Source organism: Kribbella sp. NBC_00382 (genome assembly GCF_036067295.1).
GTDB lineage: Bacteria > Actinomycetota > Actinomycetes > Propionibacteriales > Kribbellaceae > Kribbella.
In genome coordinates this window covers 376818-391838 of the sequence record NZ_CP107954.1, presented here as the reverse complement: position 1 = coordinate 391838, position 15021 = coordinate 376818, and the positions used below count along the sequence as shown (strand labels likewise).

Genomic DNA, 15021 nt, shown 5'->3' with positions numbered 1-15021 from the left:
GGTGCCCAGTACTAAACCCACCGCACCGGACCACCGGTCATACAGGTCTACGACTCATCGTCCTCGGTTCGTGGCACTGCGCAACCAGGACACGCGGACGTTCTCAGATCGCGCCGAAACCGACCTTGCGGATCGCGACCTCGCCGATCTCCACGTACGCCAGCTTCTCGGCCGGGATGAGCACCCGGCGGCCCTTCTCGTCCGTCAGCTGCAACAGACCGGTCTTGCCACCCAGTGCGTCCGCGACGGCCTTCTCGACCTCTTCGGGGCTCTGCTCGCTCTCGAGCACCAACTCGCGATTGGCGTGCTGTACGCCGATCTTGACCTCCACGAAACCCTCCCGGGCACGTTCCGACCGGCGGCTCTCGCCGGTACCCGATTCGAGCCTATCCGGTACCGACCCCGGGTTCTCACCCGTCCGCCTAGAGCAGAACTCAGCCTTCGGTACGAGGGAAGCCGCGGATGCCACGCCAGGCGAGGCTGGCGACCAGATCGGCGGCCTGCTGCTGCATCAGCGTCGGGTTGTCCGAGGCGAGCCAGTAACGCGCGCTGACCTGCGCCATCCCGACCAGGCTGACCGCGAGCACCATCGACTGCTCCTTGTTCAGCCCGGCGTCCGCGCTGATCACCTCGGAACAGGCCTCGGCGCACGCGTGGGTGACCCGGTCGACCCGTTCGCGGACCGCGGGCTCGTTGGTCAGGTCCGACTCGAACACCAGCCGGAAGGCGCCCTGGGCGTTGGCGACGTAGTCGTAGAAGGCGTGGATCGTCGCGCCGACCCGCTCCTTGTTGTCCTCGGTCGAGCGCAGCGCGCCGCGGACCGAGGCGACGATCGCCTCGCAGGACGAGTCCAGCAGGGCCAGGTACAGCTCGAGTTTGCCGGGGAAGTGCTGGTAGAGCACGGGTTTGGAGACGCCGGCACGGTCGGCGATGTCGTCCATCGCGGCGGCGTGGTAGCCGTTCGCGACAAACACTTCCTGGGCCGCCTCGAGCAGCTGCGCGCGGCGGGCCAACCGCGGCAGGCGGCTGCCACGCTTGGGCGCGGTCTCCGGTGTCGTCGACACGTCGGGCTCCTTCGGTGGTGCGGCTCGGGAGCAAACATCCCCCGAATAGTTGAAGCGAATCTTACCTACCGGTACTGACCACTACGACGGTAGCGGCTTCGGGTCGTCGTACAGGCCCTCGAGCACGTCGCCGTACTCGTCGATCCGGGCCAGCACATCGTGCGGCAGGAAGGTCAGATCGGCCGGCTCGGTGGCGCCGGCCACCTCGTCCCAGTCGATCGGGGTGGAGACCCGCGGCTCCTCGGCACCGCGCAGCGAGTACGGCGCCAGCGTGGTCTTCGCGCTGGCGTTCTGGCTCCAGTCGATGAACACCTTGCCAGGGCGGAGCGCCTTGGTCATGTTGGCGGTGACGTTCTCCGGCAGGGCCTCGGCGAGTTGCTCGGCCAATTGCTTGGCGAAGGCGCTGGTGGAGCGGGACGAGGCGGGTTCGATCGGGACGTACAGGTGCATGCCCTTGTTGCCGGAGGTCTTGGGCCAGCCTTCGAGGCCGAAGTGGTTCAGCAGTTCGCGCAGGGCCAGTGCGACGTCGCAGCACTCGACGATCGTCGTACCGGGGCCTGGGTCGAGGTCGAAGACGATCAGGTCGGCCATCGGGTGCTTGCCGGTGTCGGACAGCCCGATCCGCCATTGCGGGACATGGAGCTCGAGGGCGGCCAGGTTGGCGAGCCAGACGATCGTCTGGATGTCGTCGGCGATCACGAACTCCGCCTCGTCCCGCCCGGTGGAACTACCTGGGGTGGGGAGTGTCACCGTGCGGACCCAGTCCGGCGTACCGCGGGGTGCGTTCTTCTCGAAGAAGTACGCCGCTCCGGTGCCGTCCGGCCAGCGCTTGCGGGTCAGCGGGCGGTCCGACAGGTGGGGGAGCAGCAGCGGCGCGACCTGGTGGTAGAAGTCGATCACCTCGGCCTTGGTGAACCCGGTCTGCGGATACAGCACCTTGTCCAGGTTGGTGAGCTTCATCGTCTGCCCATCAACCTCAGTGGTCAGCTGCTTCGGTCCCGGCGCCATGCGTCCTACCATGCACTAATGGAGAGTTACGGGGCAGTAACCGGCGCTTCGGCGTCGCGGGGAGCGCAGGAATGGCCTGCACGGACAGTGCCGGTCTCGGGTGTGGATCTGCTGGTCAGAGACGTCCCGGGGGCGGACGAGAAGCTCCCGCCCGCCCTCTTCGCGCACGGCCTGGGCGGATCGTCGCTGAACTGGACGACGCTCGGTCTGCTGCTGAACGACACCATCCGCGGCATCGCGCCGGACCTGCCGGGCTTCGGTCAGACCCCGCCGCTGGCGGGGATGGGCGGGATCAGCGAGCAGGCGGACCTGCTCAGCGAGCTGATGACGAAGGAGTTCGACGAGCCGGTGCATCTGTTCGGCAATTCGATGGGCGGTGCCGCCGCGGTGGCACTCGCGGCGCGGCGACCGGGCGATGTGGCCTCGCTGACCCTGGTGTCGCCGGCGCTGCCGCATCCGCGCGTCTCGGCCAGCGCGCTCTGGTTCACCGCGATCTCCACGCCACGCCTCGGCAAGGCCGTACTGGAGCGGACCCGGCGGATCCCGTTCGAGCGGCGGCTCAAGGCCTCGCTGTCGGTGATCTTCGGTGAGCCGCGGCTGCTGCCACCGGAGGTGCTCGAAGCGTACGAGGCCGAGTTGCGCGCCCGTGACACGCAGACGTGGGGGACCGAGGCGACCCTGGAGGCCGCCCGTAGCATCCTCGCCTCGCAGTTCACGCCGCCGCGCCGGTCGTTGTGGGCCGACGCCGCGAAGGTGACTTGCCCGGTGCTGCTGATCTACGGCGGCAAGGACCGGCTGGTCGACTCGAAGATCCGGACCAAGGCCCAGCGGACCTTCCCGAACGCACGGTTGCTCTACCTGCCGAACTCGGGACACGTCGCGCAGATGGAGCACCCGGACCTGGTCGCGCGGGCGTTCCGTCAGTTGATCGCATAACTGCAATCAACCTGCCATCAGATCCTCACATTCGCAGGGCGATCAGCCCGCACTATTGGCAGTCGACGACTGACGTACGAACAGTTCGGCACGGCCGGGGGTACCGACTCAGGTAGCAGGCCGGGGGCCAGAAGATCATCCCCAGGGATGATCTTCTGCCGATTTCGCCGAACTCGACAACCTGCCGCCAAAGCCGGGAGTCAGTCGAGGTGATCTGTCTGCTGACGAGAGGACCGCTGTGCGGGTATTCGGAAGAGCGGGGATGGCTGTCGCGCTGCTCGGTGGAGCGCTGCTTTCCCCGGTGGGGCCGGCGCACGCCGCGCCGCCGGAGCCAGGGCAATCAGTTGCCCAAGGCAAGAATTGGACGGTACGCCCGGTAGCCGACGGCTATCAGGTGACGTTGCGGCTGGACGCGCCGGCGCCGATGCGCAACGCGCTGCCGCTGATCGCGGTGAACGGTGAGCCGGTGGGGGTGGCGACGCAGTCCGCGGACCAGCGCACCGTCTCGCTGGTCAGCGCCGACCCGTCGTTGCTCCAGGCAAAGAACGTCGAGCTGGTCTGGTCGGGGGATCTGGGCCGGAACGACGGGAAGAAGAGCAAGAGCCTGGCCGGTGGCGCGACCACCGACAAGGACTGGCTGAAGGCACCACTCGGCCCGAAGCTGGCCGTCGATCCCGGTGCCACCGGCAAATATGCGGTCGAGACGGCGGAGTACAACCTGGGCGACCAGGCGGTCTACCTGCCCGGGCTCGGCGAGAAGTCAGAGGTCGTCGGCAAGGTCTACTCGCCGAAGGGCGCGGCCGGCAAGCGGCCGCTGGTGATCTTCCTGCACGGCCGTCACTCGGTCTGTTACGGCGACGCGACCGAAGAGCCCACCAAGCCGTGGCCTTGTGCCAAGGGTGAGAAGCCGATCCCCAGCTACAAGGGGTACGACGGTCCGGCGAAGGCGCTCGCCAGTAACGGCTACCAGGTCGTCTCGATCAGCGCCAACGCGATCAACGCCTACGACGGCGGCGTCTTCGACACCGGCGCGCAGGCTCGGGCCGAGCTGATCCTCGACCACCTCGACCTGTGGAAGAAGTGGTCCACGGTCGGCGGCGGCCCGTTCGGCAAGAAGTTCGTCGGCAAGGTCGACCTCAACAACATCGGCCTGATGGGTCACTCGCGCGGTGGCGAGGGTGTCGCGCGTGCGGCGGTGCTCAACGCGGATCGCGGAGGGAAGTACGGGATCCGCGCGGTCCTGCCGCTCGCCCCGACCGACTTCGCCCGGGCCACTGTGCCCGGTGTCGCGATGAGCGTCATCCTGCCGTACTGCGACGGCGACGTCTCCGATCTGCAGGGGCAGAAGTTCTACGACGACACCCGGTACTCCGTGACCGGCGACGCCGCGACCCGCTCGACCGTCACGGTCCTCGGGGCGAACCACAACTTCTTCAACACCGAATGGACTCCGGGCCAGTCGGTCGCGCCGTCGAACGACGACTGGTTCAGCGACAACGACAAGGCCGCGCCGTGTGGTGCGAAGTACGCGGGCCGGTTGACGCCGAAGCAGCAACAGGCTGTCGGTACTGCCTATGTGGCCGGCTTCTTCCGGCTGCAGCTGGGACACGAGACCAAGCTTCTCCCGCTGCTCGACGGGTCGAACGCGCACCCCGCTTCGGCCGGCAAGGCCGTCGTGCGGGTCGTTTCGCAGGCTCCGGTGGCGTCGCGGCGTGACGTGAACAAGCTCGACGCAGCGTTGCCGAAGGGCTCGGTCACGGGCAGCGCCAAGGCGGTTGTGTGTGGCGGGGTCGACGAGGCCACGCAACGTGCTGCTGCTGTTCCCGCTTGCCTCAAGACGGACAACGGTTCGGACTCGCCGCACTGGGTCACGGCGTACCTCGCCTCGAAGACGCCGACCACGGCGGTCACCAAGGTCACCTGGACCGGCAAGAACGGCGTCGTACGGATCAAGCTCAGCGCCTACCAGCGGGACGTTCGCCGGTACTCCGCGCTGACCTTCCGGGCGACTCCCGACCCGTCGGGTGCACCCAAGACGGATCTGAGCGTCCGGGTGGTCGACGGGCATGGCCGCAAGGCCGTAGTACCGGTGTCGGCGGTCAGTGATGCGCTGCTGCGGATGCCGGGAGCCCATGACAGCGGTCTGCCGAAGAACCTGCTGCGGACCGTACGGATCCCGACCAGCTCGCTGAAGGGGATCGACCTGCGCGACGTCCGGGCGATCGAGCTGGCGACCGACAAGGTCGCGAGCGGCTCGGTGTTCGTCAGCGACCTGGCGTTCGCCACCGCCGGGCTCGGCCTGTCGGCGCCGTCGACGCTGCCGCAGGTGTCGGCCTCCAACGTGGGCAAGATCCAGGAGGGCAACTCGGGCGTCAAGAACGTCGACTTCTGGGTGACGCTGTCACGGCCGAGCATCCGCCCGATCACCGTGTACGCCGAGGCGAACAGCGACTCCCCGGCGGTCACGTCGATCGCCAAGCACCTGGTCTTCAAGCCTGGTCAGACCAAGCAGAAGGTGACCGTAGCGGTCACGGGCAACACCCGGGACAGCTACGACACCCCCTTCGGCCTGGTGCTGTCGGTGCCGCACGACGCACTGCTCGGGCAGTCCATCGGCAACGCCGAGGTGATCGACGACGACCCGACGCCGACCTTGACGATCGGTTCGGCGACGGCGGCCGAGAACGCGGGCACGATCAAGTTCCCGCTCAAGCTGTCCGCGCCGAGCGACAAGTTCGTCTGGATCGGTGCTGACCTGAAGAGCGGCACCGCGGTGATCCGCAAGGACTTCAGCGCGCCGGACGATGACGGCACCCAGGACCCGATCACCTCCGTCTACGGCCAGATCGAGCCCGGCCAGACGGCCGCCGACATCGAGGTCAAGCTGATCGACGACAAGGTCAAGGAACCCACCGAGACCTTCGGCGTCACCGTGGTCTCGGTCGAGGGCGTCGACTACAAGGTCCCGGTCACCCTGACCGGAACCATCACCGACAACGACTGACCGACCCCACCGAACCGGCGGCGTCCACCACCTCCCAAAGGGTGGGCGCCGCCTTCCGGTATGCGGGCCTTCTTCCGGCCGGTTGAGGCCACCGGGCGCGATGACCCTTCGGATTTGCCAGGATGCCCTTGGCTGAGATCTGGGGCTGCCGACGGAGGGGTGCACTGTGCGCGGATTCAGAAGTTCGGGGTTGGTACTCGCGGCGACGCTGATCGCGGGGGCGCTGCTCGTCCCGGCGGGTACGGCGCAGGCCGCGCCGCCGTCGCCCGGCAATTCAGTTGCCCAAGGCAAGAACTGGCAGGTGCTTCCGGTGGCCGGCGGCTACCGGGTGACGCTGCATCTCGATGCGCCGGCGCCGAAGCGCGACGCGCTGCCGCTGATCGCTGTGGACGGTGTACCGGTCGGGCCGGCGAAGCTGTCGCCCGACCAGCGCACGCTCTGGCTGACCAGCCCCGATCCGGCGCTGCGCAACGCCCAGGACGTCCGGCTGGCCTGGTCGGGTGACCAACTCGGCAAGCAGAGCAAGAGTCTGGCCGGTGGGGCGACGGACAAGTACTGGCTGAACGCGCCGCTCGGCCCGAAGCTGGCGGTCGATCCGGGTGCGGCTGGGAAGTACCAGGTGGACACCGCGGAGTACAACCTCGGTGATGAGGCTGTGTACCTGCCGGGGCTGGGGCACAAGTCCGAGATCGCAGGCAAGGTCTACTCACCTCGGGGCGCGATCGGTACCAGGCCGCTGGTGATCTTCCTGCATGGCCGGCACGAGTCCTGCTATGGCGATGCGGGCGACCCCGAAATTCCTTGGCCGTGCGCGAAGGGGCAGAAACCGGTCCCTAGCTATCGCGGGTACGACGGTCCGGCTGAGGCGCTCGCCGGCCATGGCTACCAGGTCGTCTCGATCAGCTCGAACGCGATCAACGGCTGGGACAGCCGGAGCTTCGACCAGGGTGCGCAGGCGCGCGCCGAACTGATCCTCGATCACCTCCACCTGTGGAAGAAGTGGGCGACCGTCGGTAGCGGACCGTTCGGCCGCAAGTTCGTCGGCCGGATCGACTTCACGAACATCGGCCTGATGGGCCACTCCCGCGGCGGCGAAGGTGTCGCTCGGGCGGCTGTGCTCAACGCCGATCGTGGTGGGAAGTACGGGATCCGTGCGGTCCTGCCGCTCGCCCCGACCGACTTCGCCCGCGCCACGGTGCCCGGCGTCGCGATGAGCGTCATCCTGCCGTACTGCGACGGCGACGTCTCCGACCTGCAGGGCCAGAAGTTCTACGACGACACCCGGTACTCCGTGACGGGCGACCCCGCCGCCCGCTCGACCGTGTTGGTAATGGGCGCCAACCACAACTTCTTCAACACCGAGTGGACTCCGGGTCAGTCGGTCGCGCCGTCGATCGACGACTGGGAGTACACGGATCCCGAGAACCCGAAGGGCCGGCCCTGCGGAAGCGAGTACGCGGGCCGGTTGACCGCGAAGGAGCAGCAGGCGGTCGGTACGGCGTACATCGCGGGGTTCTTCCGGTTGCAGCTCGGTCATGAGACCAAGCTGCTGCCGCTGCTCGACGGGTCCAATGCGCATCCGGCGTCGGCCGGGCGGGCCGTAGTACGGGTTGTGTCGCAGGCGGCCGGCCGGCTCGATGTGAACCGCCTCGACAAGGCGCTGCCCGTGACGGGCAAAGCCACGGCCTCGGTCTGTGCGGGGACGCGCAGGCCAGACGCTGAGAAGGCCCCTGCCACGTGCGTGGAGACTCAGACACCGTCCGATTCGCCGCACTGGGTCGAGGCCTGGTTCGCGTCCACCGCACAGACCACGGCGGTCACCAAGCTGGACTGGACGGGGACGAACGGTGTGCTCGAGGTCGGCCTCACCGCTGCTCAGCGGGATGTGCGCAAGTACTCCGCGCTGACCTTCCGGGCTGCTCCTGACCCGGCGAGCGCGTCCAAGCTGGATCTGACCGTGCGGATGGTCGATGGGCGTGGGCGGAAGGTCGACGTACCTGTGTCGGCGGTCAGCGATGCGCTGGTGCGACTGCCGGGCGCGGCCGGTACCGCTGGGTTGCCGAAGAACTTGCTGCGGACGGTACGGATCCCGACCAGTCTGCTGAAGGGGATCGACCTGCGCGACGTCCGCTCGATCGAGCTGCGCACCGACAAGGTCGCGAAGGGCTCGGTGTTCCTCAGCGATCTGGCGTTCTCCACTCCGGGGCTCGGCAGGTCGGCGCCGACCCGGCTCCCGCAACTGTCGGCGTCCAGCGTTGGCAAGGTGGTGGAAGGTGACAAGGTCAAGACCTACGACATCGCGGTGACGCTGTCGAGGCCGAGCGTGCGGCCGGTGACGGTGCACGCAGAGTCGAACGGCGACGAGGCGCCTGTTGCGCACGACCTCGTCTTCAAGCCGGGCCAGACCAGGAAACAGCTGAAGGTGACTGTCACGGGCAACACCCGGGACAGCTATGACCACTTCGTCAGCCTGGTCCTGTCGGTGCCGACCGAGGCGCAGCTGGGCAGCTCGTTCGGCAACATCGAGGTGCTCGACGACGATCCGGCCCCGGCGCTGACCGTGCTGCCGGTGACGGCGGCCGAGAACGCGGGGCAGTTGGCGTTCCGGCTGAAGCTGTCCGCGCCGAGCGACAAGTACATCTATCTGCGGGGTGAGTTGAAGGACGGTGCGGCGCTGGCCCGGAAGGACTACCGGGCACCTGGCGACGAGAGCTCGGGCCAGCCGTTCCGGGACGTCTACGGCGCGCTCGAGCCAGGTGAGATCACTGGTGAGCTGGTGGCCGAGCTGGTCGACGACAAGGTGAAGGAACCCACCGAGACCTTCACCGTCACCCTGCTGGAGGTCATCGGCGCCGATCTCGGGGTGCCGGCCACCGCGACCGGCACGATCACGGACGACGACTGAGTTTGAGACGCAGGGTCCGGCATGCGGACCCTGCGGGCCTGCCTTGGGGCGGTGCGGGAACATGGAGGAGGAACGAAGGGTTGTATCCGGAGTTCCGCGAAGTTTCCCGCTGACGAGGAGTGTCACGTGCCACAGCTGCCACCGCTGGTCGAGCCGGCCGACGAGCTGACCATCGACGAGGTCCGCCGGTATTCACGGCACCTGATCATTCCCGAGGTCGGGATGGCCGGCCAGAAGCGGCTGAAGAACGCCAAGGTGCTGGTGATCGGCGCCGGCGGCCTGGGCAGCCCCGCGCTGCTGTACCTGGCCGCGGCCGGGGTCGGCACGCTCGGCATCGTCGAGTTCGACACCGTCGACGAGTCGAACCTGCAGCGTCAGATCATCCACGGCCAGTCCGACGTCGGGAAGTCCAAGGCGCAGTCGGCCAAGGAGTCGATCCTCGAGACCAACCCGAACACGAACGTCGTCCTGCACGAGACCCGGCTGGACAACGACAACGTCTTCGAGATCTTCGAGCAGTACGACCTGATCGTCGACGGCACCGACAACTTCGCCACCCGGTACCTGGTGAACGACGCCGCGGTACTGCTCGGCAAGCCCTACGTCTGGGGCTCGATCTTCCGCTTCGACGGCCAGATCAGCGTCTTCTGGGCCGAGCACGGTCCCTGCTACCGCTGCCTGTACCCCGAGCCGCCGCCACCCGGCATGGTTCCGTCCTGCGCCGAAGGCGGCGTACTGGGCGTGCTGTGCGCGTCCGTCGGCGCTGCTCAGGTGACCGAGGCGATCAAGCTGCTCACCGGGATCGGCGACGTGTCGCTCGGCCGGCTGAACATCTACGAGGCGCTCGACCTGAACTGGCGCGCGCTGAAGGTCCGCAAGGACCCGAACTGCGCGATCTGCGGCGAGAACCCGACCGTCACCGAGCTGATCGACTACGAGAACTTCTGCGGCGCGCTGACCGAGGAGGCGGCCGACGCGGCCGTCGGCTCGACCATCTCGGTGAAGACGCTGAGCGAGTGGATCAAGCTCAAGGACAACGGCGAGAAGGACTTCCAGCTGATCGACGTCCGGGAGCCGAACGAGTACGAGATCAACCGGATCCCGGGCTCGGTGCTGATCCCGAAGGCCGACTTCCAGACCGGGGTCGCCCTCGAGAAGCTCCCGCAGGACAAGCAGCTGGTCTTCCACTGCAAGTCCGGCGTCCGCTCCGCTGAGGTGCTCGCCATCGTCAAGGCCGCCGGCTTCGCCAACGCGGTGCACGTCGGCGGCGGTGTGGTGGCGTGGGTCGACCAGATCGATCCGTCGCAGCCCGCTTACTGATCTTCATGCGAAGGCCCGCCCCCTAAGTGCTGGGGGCGGGCCTTCGCATTGGTTGCTCAGGTACGACGGACGGCGAGGCCGTCGACCTGGTAGACCTTGCCGGCTACCCGGGTGGTCAGCAGGACCGATCCGGTGAGGAAGGTCGCCGGTACCGGCATCGGCACGATGGCCTGGTACTCGGTGGTGGCCTTGTAGAGGTTGACCGAGCCGACGGACTTGCCGTTGTAGAAGACGTTCAGGCTGCCGCACGTCGCGCACTTGGTCGCGATCAGGAACAGGCGCTTCGCCTGCACGCTGCGGGAGACGGAGATGCCCGCCGCCTTGGTGGTGGTCGCGGTTCCGAGGTAGTACGCGCTATTGCTCGCCCGGACCCAGCCCTTGGCCGCTGCCATCAGGCGGTCGTCCGACGGCCTGGAGAAGCAGCGGTCAGCGGTCCACGCGGACAGGTTGCCGGCGATGTCGCGGGTCCGGACCGAGACGCAGTACTCGTAGCCTGCGGCGAGGCCGATCGCGACGGAGGTGGCCGTCGTACCGGACTTGATCGTTGCGTAGGCGCCGAAGGCTCCCGCGGTCGGTGCGATCCGGTAGCGGACGTCGTACGAGCCGATGCCGGTGTTGTCCGTCCCCGCGTAGGTGACCGTGGCGGTGGCTGCCTTGGTCACGTCGAACGCGGTACCGGTGAGCTTGACGGTCGGCAGCGCGGTGTCGACGTTGAGCCAGCGAACTGCCTCCGTACCGCGTCCGCCCTGCTCGACCGCAAAGATCCGCAGCACGTGCTGGCCGGCCGCGACGCCGGACTTTGTGAAGGGCGATGCCGGGCAAGGCGCCGTCTTCACTCCGTCGAACTCACACGTCACGGAGGGGCTGACGAGCCCGGTGGTGTCGAAGGGCACCGACAGGTTCGCGCCGACGGCGGCCGTGGTCGGCTTGATGGTGAGACGCGGACCCTGCAGGACGGCAGACTCGACCAGTTCCCCGGCCGCCGGCTCGAACAGCTCGGCGTTCGTCTGCGGCCGTCCGTCGTTGACCGGGATCTGCTGGAGGGTGCTTCCCGTCGCGGTCCGGCGGGTGACGAGCAGGAGGTTGGACTTCGCCCAGCTGATCGACTCACCGCTCGTGCCGACGGCCGGAGCGGGTACGGGCGTGCCGCCGGCCACCGGGAGCACGTTCACGGAGGTGTTCTTGAAGTAAGCGATCCACAGGCCGTCCGGGGATGCGACCGGGTGCTGCGCCAGCTCGGTACCGGCGTACGTGGTCAGGACCGTGCCGGCCGCCTTCGCCTGGACGCGCTGCAGCTTGCCGGTCAGCTGGTCCTTGACGATCAGCGTCTGGTTGTCGGGCAGCCAGGACGGCGCCGCCAGGTTGCAGCCGACGCGGACCGTCGCGCCACCGGTCGCAGCGACGAGGTCGACGCAGGAGGTGCCGTTCTGCCCGGATTCGAAGGCGATCCGGGTGCCGTCAGGTGACCAGGACTTCGCGGCGATCCCGGTCGCGCCGTCAAGGATCTTCACCGGCTGCGCGGACGGCACGATCCAGACCGTCCACAGGCTCGTCCCTGCCTGCGAGAAGACGACCTGCCGGCCATCTGCCGAAGCCGCGATGGCCTTGTCGACCTGCTGGGTCGGGCCCGAGGCCGCGATCGGCTCGACCTGGGTCGCGCCCTGGACGGGAATCCGCCCCAGGAACGTCCGGCTGACCCCCTCGGTCGTCACAGTGTGCGCGACAGTGATGGAATCGGCCGGTTCGGCGGCAATGGAACTGCCGGCCGCCGTTGCCGGGACGGTCGCGGTGAAGATGACGGCAGACAGAGCCATCGGCATGGTGAAGCGCGATAACGCACGCAAGAGAACCCCTAGGAAGTCAGAGCGACACGAAAGCCGGTCGCGCTGTCCTCATCGGCACCGGCACGCGCACGTTACAGCGTCGGGGTCAGGTTGCAGGTTGTTGCAAAACCGGCAGCTTGCGCTGCCAGCCGTCGGCGATCTCGACGGTACGCATGCCGACCGACTCGTAGAGGCCGAGGGCCGGAGTCGGGTTGCTCGTGTCGACGTGGAGGAGCGTGCCGGCCAGCCCTGCGTTTGCGTCTTGGGCGAAGGCGCGGCGGAGGAGGTACTTCGCCAGGCCGAGTCCGCGGCCTTCGGGGAGGACGCCGAGCCGGCCGATATAGCCACAGTTGTCGGTCTCCACGAAGGCGTGGTTGCAGTCGCTGGCGGCGATGATCCGGCCGTCGCGTTCGACCATCGTCAGCTGCGACCAGTCGAACCCGTCGCGCTTCTCGTGGGTCTCCAGCCATTCGTCGTACGGCGCCAGCGCGGCGCTGTCCTGTCCGGCGAACGCCGCCGACATCATCGTGTGGAAAGCCCGCCGGGTCGGGTCATCGTGGGCACCGGTGCGGATCGTCGTACCGGTTGGTGGCTCGGGGAGGGGGAGTGGTCCTTCGTGGTCGATCCGCATTTGCTGGTACGAGGTGGCGAACTCGAAGCCTTGGCCGGCGACGACCTCGCGCAGTGTGTCGTCCGCGCGGAACATGCCGACCTCGACGATCACTTCCTGATAGCCGTTCTCGGCACCGAGCTCCTGGGCCCGCTCGCTTCCCTTGGTCAGTAGCCAGGTCGCGATCGCCGGGTCTTCCTTCACGACGCTCAGTTGTACGAACCGGCGATCCCCGCCGAGCAGCACGAAGCCGTACCCGGCCGGCTGGCTGTCGTTGACCTCATTGCCCTCATTGTCCTCGTTGCCGAGGATCAGCCAGCCGTCGCGCTCGAGGGTGATCGTCGGGGCGGTGAGGCCCTCGACGATCTCCGACAGGGTGACCATCGGGCGGCCCACGATCCGCTGGAAGTAGCTCGCGGCGAGTCGGTGAATCGCCTCGGCATCGGTGAGTTTCGGCGGGCGGACCGTGAGCCCGGTCGGGAGTTCAGTCATGCCCCCATCGTGCTGGTTCAGAAGGGCATGCGGCAGGTGGCGACGGCTTCGGCGCCTGCTGGATCGCCGTCGACCAGTACGACGGTCGGCTGGTCGTCACGGCCGGAGAGGGTGCGCATGTAGCCGACCGCGTCGGTGCTGACGGTGGCGATCGGGTCGCCGTGGCCGAGGCGGTAGGTGGCTCCGCCTTGGCCGGTGAGGGTCAGGAGTACCGGCGTACCGGACCAGAAGGGGCCGTCTTCGATGTCGAGCATGACCTGGGCGACCAGCTCACCGGCGTACGGGCCGGTGTCGAACTCGCGGCCGAGCGCCTGGCAGACATCGTCGCGGTGCATCCAGAGGTCGCGGGCGAGCAGGATGTCCTGGATGTAGCCGAGGTCGAGCTTGTCGAAGCCGGGCATGCCCTCGATCTTGACCGTCATCTTGCGGATCAGCGCCGGGTTGCGGCTGATGGTCTTGGTGGCCTTCGCCCAGAGGTTGCCGAAGCGGTTCTGCAGGACGTCGTACGGCGTACCGCGGTGGTCGTCGGCCTGGATCATCATGTGCGCGTCGAGCAACGGGGTGGTCGGGTAGGTGCGGCGGGCGCGGCGATCGCGCAGTGGGAAGGACCAGGGTTTGTTGACGTCCTCGGCCTGTCCGCACAGATGCCCGACGATGTCGGCGACGTCCCACTCGTCGCAGACCGTCCGGTGCTTCCAGTCGGTGCCGTCGAGGGTCGTCATCAGGTGGTACCAGGCCTCGAGCTCGGCGTCGCGGTGACGCCTTGCGGCGGCTCGGTCGGCGCGGGCGATCTCCCGCGCGGCTATCGCGGTGGTGGTCATTTCTCTTTCCCCCTGGTCGGTTGGTAGCGCTGATAGAACATCTCGAGCACGATCGGCAGCAGCTTCATGAACCGGCCGTCCTCGAAGGTCGCCTGTGGTTCGTTCGCCATCTGCTGCGAGAGCACGCCGGCGGTCATCGCGGTGAACAGGGCGATGCCTTCCTCGCCGGCGGCATCCGGGTGGAGTTGTCCGGCCTCGACCTCCTGCTGGAAGAAGGTCTTCACGTCCTGCAGGCCCTCCACCGCGGGCGCGAAGGCCTCGGGTGACGGCTCGAAGCCCGGGATGGTGCGCCAGAAGAGCAACTGGGTGAGCACCTGGTTGGCCATGCACCAGCGGCTGAAGGCGGTCATACCGGCTTTGAGCTGGTCCTTGGGTGCGGCGGCCGCTCGTGCTGCGCGTTGGGCGTCGCGGACCTGCTCGGCGCCGCGCTGGAAGAGGGCGTCGTAGATGGCGAGCTTCGACGGGAAGTACTGATAGAGCGACGGCGGCTGCATCCCGAGCTGCCGGGCCACCGCGGACAGGCTCAGCGCGGCGACGCCCTCGGTCTCCATCAACGCGACGGAGACGTCGAGGATCTCGTCGATGGTCTGCTGGCGGCGCCGGGACCGGCGGTCCGGGGCGGCTGCTGTGCTCATAGGTTGAGGAAAACCTAATGGTCGTAGGTAAGTCAACAGCTCGTAGAGTTTCTCTTCGCTGTCCCCGGTGGCACGTACTGTTTTCGTATGTGCAGAAACATCACCGTTCTTCGTGGACTTGAGCCGGCGGCGACCTCCGAAGAGATCTACGCGGCGGCGCTGCAGTACGTGCGCAAGGTGACCGGCGTCGGCTCGCTCAGTGCGACCACCCGCGGCCCGATCGAGCGTGCCGCCGCCGAGGTCGCCAAGATCACCGAGGCCCTGCTGGAGGAGATGCCGGAGCGCCGGGTGCCGCCGCAAACCGTGCCGCCGTTGCGCAGGCCCGAAGTACGGGCTCGTCTCGGCCTGGACTGACAGCCCGGTGGGGGGCTCGCGAACAGATGGTGGCCCGATGCTCGGTGGC

Annotated in this window: 12 protein-coding genes; 5 read left to right on the top strand and 7 right to left on the bottom strand. The window is 67.9% G+C overall.

Features of this window, described 5'->3' with window-relative positions:
* Positions 1 to 103 precede the first annotated feature (103 nt).
* From OHA70_RS01850 to ligD, 3 genes are all read right to left on the bottom strand, one after another.
* Positions 104 to 331: a DUF3107 domain-containing protein gene (locus OHA70_RS01850; protein ID WP_328327787.1), complete on the bottom strand. Its 228-nt coding sequence runs from the start codon at positions 329 to 331 to the stop codon at positions 104 to 106.
* Positions 332 to 434: 103 nt separating this feature from the next.
* The gene (locus OHA70_RS01845) at positions 435 to 1064 is read right to left on the bottom strand and encodes a TetR/AcrR family transcriptional regulator (protein ID WP_328327785.1); all 630 of its coding nucleotides are present in this window, start codon (positions 1062 to 1064) and stop codon (positions 435 to 437) included.
* A gap of 81 nt (positions 1065 to 1145) precedes the next feature.
* Positions 1146 to 2072, bottom strand: coding sequence for a non-homologous end-joining DNA ligase (ligD, locus tag OHA70_RS01840; RefSeq protein ID WP_328327783.1), 927 nt, complete (start codon positions 2070 to 2072; stop codon positions 1146 to 1148).
* Positions 2073 to 2090: 18 nt separating this feature from the next.
* Between ligD and OHA70_RS01835 the strand changes: the two genes are divergently transcribed.
* The 4 genes from OHA70_RS01835 to moeZ all read left to right on the top strand — a co-directional run bounded on the left by OHA70_RS01835 (position 2091) and on the right by moeZ (position 10237).
* Complete coding sequence (locus OHA70_RS01835; protein ID WP_328327781.1) at positions 2091 to 3008, top strand: alpha/beta fold hydrolase; 918 nt, start codon at positions 2091 to 2093, stop codon at positions 3006 to 3008.
* A gap of 262 nt (positions 3009 to 3270) precedes the next feature.
* The gene (locus tag OHA70_RS01830) at positions 3271 to 6012 is read left to right on the top strand and encodes a Calx-beta domain-containing protein (RefSeq protein WP_328327779.1); all 2742 of its coding nucleotides are present in this window, start codon (positions 3271 to 3273) and stop codon (positions 6010 to 6012) included.
* Between the two features lie 166 nt (positions 6013 to 6178).
* Complete coding sequence (locus OHA70_RS01825; RefSeq protein WP_328327777.1) at positions 6179 to 8917, top strand: Calx-beta domain-containing protein; 2739 nt, start codon at positions 6179 to 6181, stop codon at positions 8915 to 8917.
* A gap of 126 nt (positions 8918 to 9043) precedes the next feature.
* Complete coding sequence (gene moeZ, locus OHA70_RS01820) at positions 9044 to 10237, top strand: adenylyltransferase/sulfurtransferase MoeZ (protein WP_328327775.1); 1194 nt, start codon at positions 9044 to 9046, stop codon at positions 10235 to 10237.
* Positions 10238 to 10293: 56 nt separating this feature from the next.
* On the opposite strand, the gene OHA70_RS01815 is transcribed toward moeZ, so the two are convergent.
* From OHA70_RS01815 to OHA70_RS01800, 4 genes are all read right to left on the bottom strand, one after another.
* Positions 10294 to 12051 (bottom strand): TolB family protein, encoded by a 1758-nt coding sequence (locus OHA70_RS01815; RefSeq protein ID WP_328327773.1) that lies wholly within the window; start codon positions 12049 to 12051, stop codon positions 10294 to 10296.
* A 115-nt stretch (positions 12052 to 12166) separates the two neighbouring features.
* Positions 12167 to 13162, bottom strand: a complete 996-nt coding sequence (locus OHA70_RS01810; protein ID WP_328327771.1) for a GNAT family N-acetyltransferase — start codon at positions 13160 to 13162, stop codon at positions 12167 to 12169.
* Between the two features lie 17 nt (positions 13163 to 13179).
* Positions 13180 to 13983 carry a maleylpyruvate isomerase family mycothiol-dependent enzyme gene (locus OHA70_RS01805; protein ID WP_328327769.1) on the bottom strand — a complete coding sequence of 268 codons (804 nt, stop codon included), beginning with the start codon at positions 13981 to 13983 and terminating at the stop codon, positions 13180 to 13182.
* Complete coding sequence (locus OHA70_RS01800) at positions 13980 to 14618, bottom strand: TetR/AcrR family transcriptional regulator (RefSeq protein WP_328327767.1); 639 nt, start codon at positions 14616 to 14618, stop codon at positions 13980 to 13982. The genes OHA70_RS01805 and OHA70_RS01800 overlap by 4 nt, the downstream gene beginning before the upstream one ends.
* Before the next feature lie 87 nt (positions 14619 to 14705).
* On the opposite strand from OHA70_RS01800, the gene OHA70_RS01795 reads away from it, so the two are divergent.
* Complete coding sequence (locus OHA70_RS01795; RefSeq protein ID WP_020385754.1) at positions 14706 to 14972, top strand: DUF2277 domain-containing protein; 267 nt, start codon at positions 14706 to 14708, stop codon at positions 14970 to 14972.
* Positions 14973 to 15021 lie beyond the last annotated feature (49 nt).

Excerpts from the sequence above, each read along its gene's own strand:
- ligD (WP_328327783.1), bottom strand. The coding sequence starts at position 2,072 with ATGGCGCCGGGACCGAAGCAGCTGACCACTGAGGTTGATGGGCAGACG.
- OHA70_RS01835 (WP_328327781.1), top strand. The coding sequence starts at position 2,091 with ATGGAGAGTTACGGGGCAGTAACCGGCGCTTCGGCGTCGCGGGGAGCG.
- OHA70_RS01830 (WP_328327779.1), top strand. The coding sequence starts at position 3,271 with ATGGCTGTCGCGCTGCTCGGTGGAGCGCTGCTTTCCCCGGTGGGGCCG.
- OHA70_RS01815 (WP_328327773.1), bottom strand. The coding sequence starts at position 12,051 with ATGGCTCTGTCTGCCGTCATCTTCACCGCGACCGTCCCGGCAACGGCG.
- OHA70_RS01810 (WP_328327771.1), bottom strand. The coding sequence starts at position 13,162 with ATGACTGAACTCCCGACCGGGCTCACGGTCCGCCCGCCGAAACTCACC.
- OHA70_RS01805 (WP_328327769.1), bottom strand. The coding sequence starts at position 13,983 with ATGACCACCACCGCGATAGCCGCGCGGGAGATCGCCCGCGCCGACCGA.
- OHA70_RS01800 (WP_328327767.1), bottom strand. The coding sequence starts at position 14,618 with ATGAGCACAGCAGCCGCCCCGGACCGCCGGTCCCGGCGCCGCCAGCAG.
- OHA70_RS01795 (WP_020385754.1), top strand. The coding sequence starts at position 14,706 with ATGTGCAGAAACATCACCGTTCTTCGTGGACTTGAGCCGGCGGCGACC.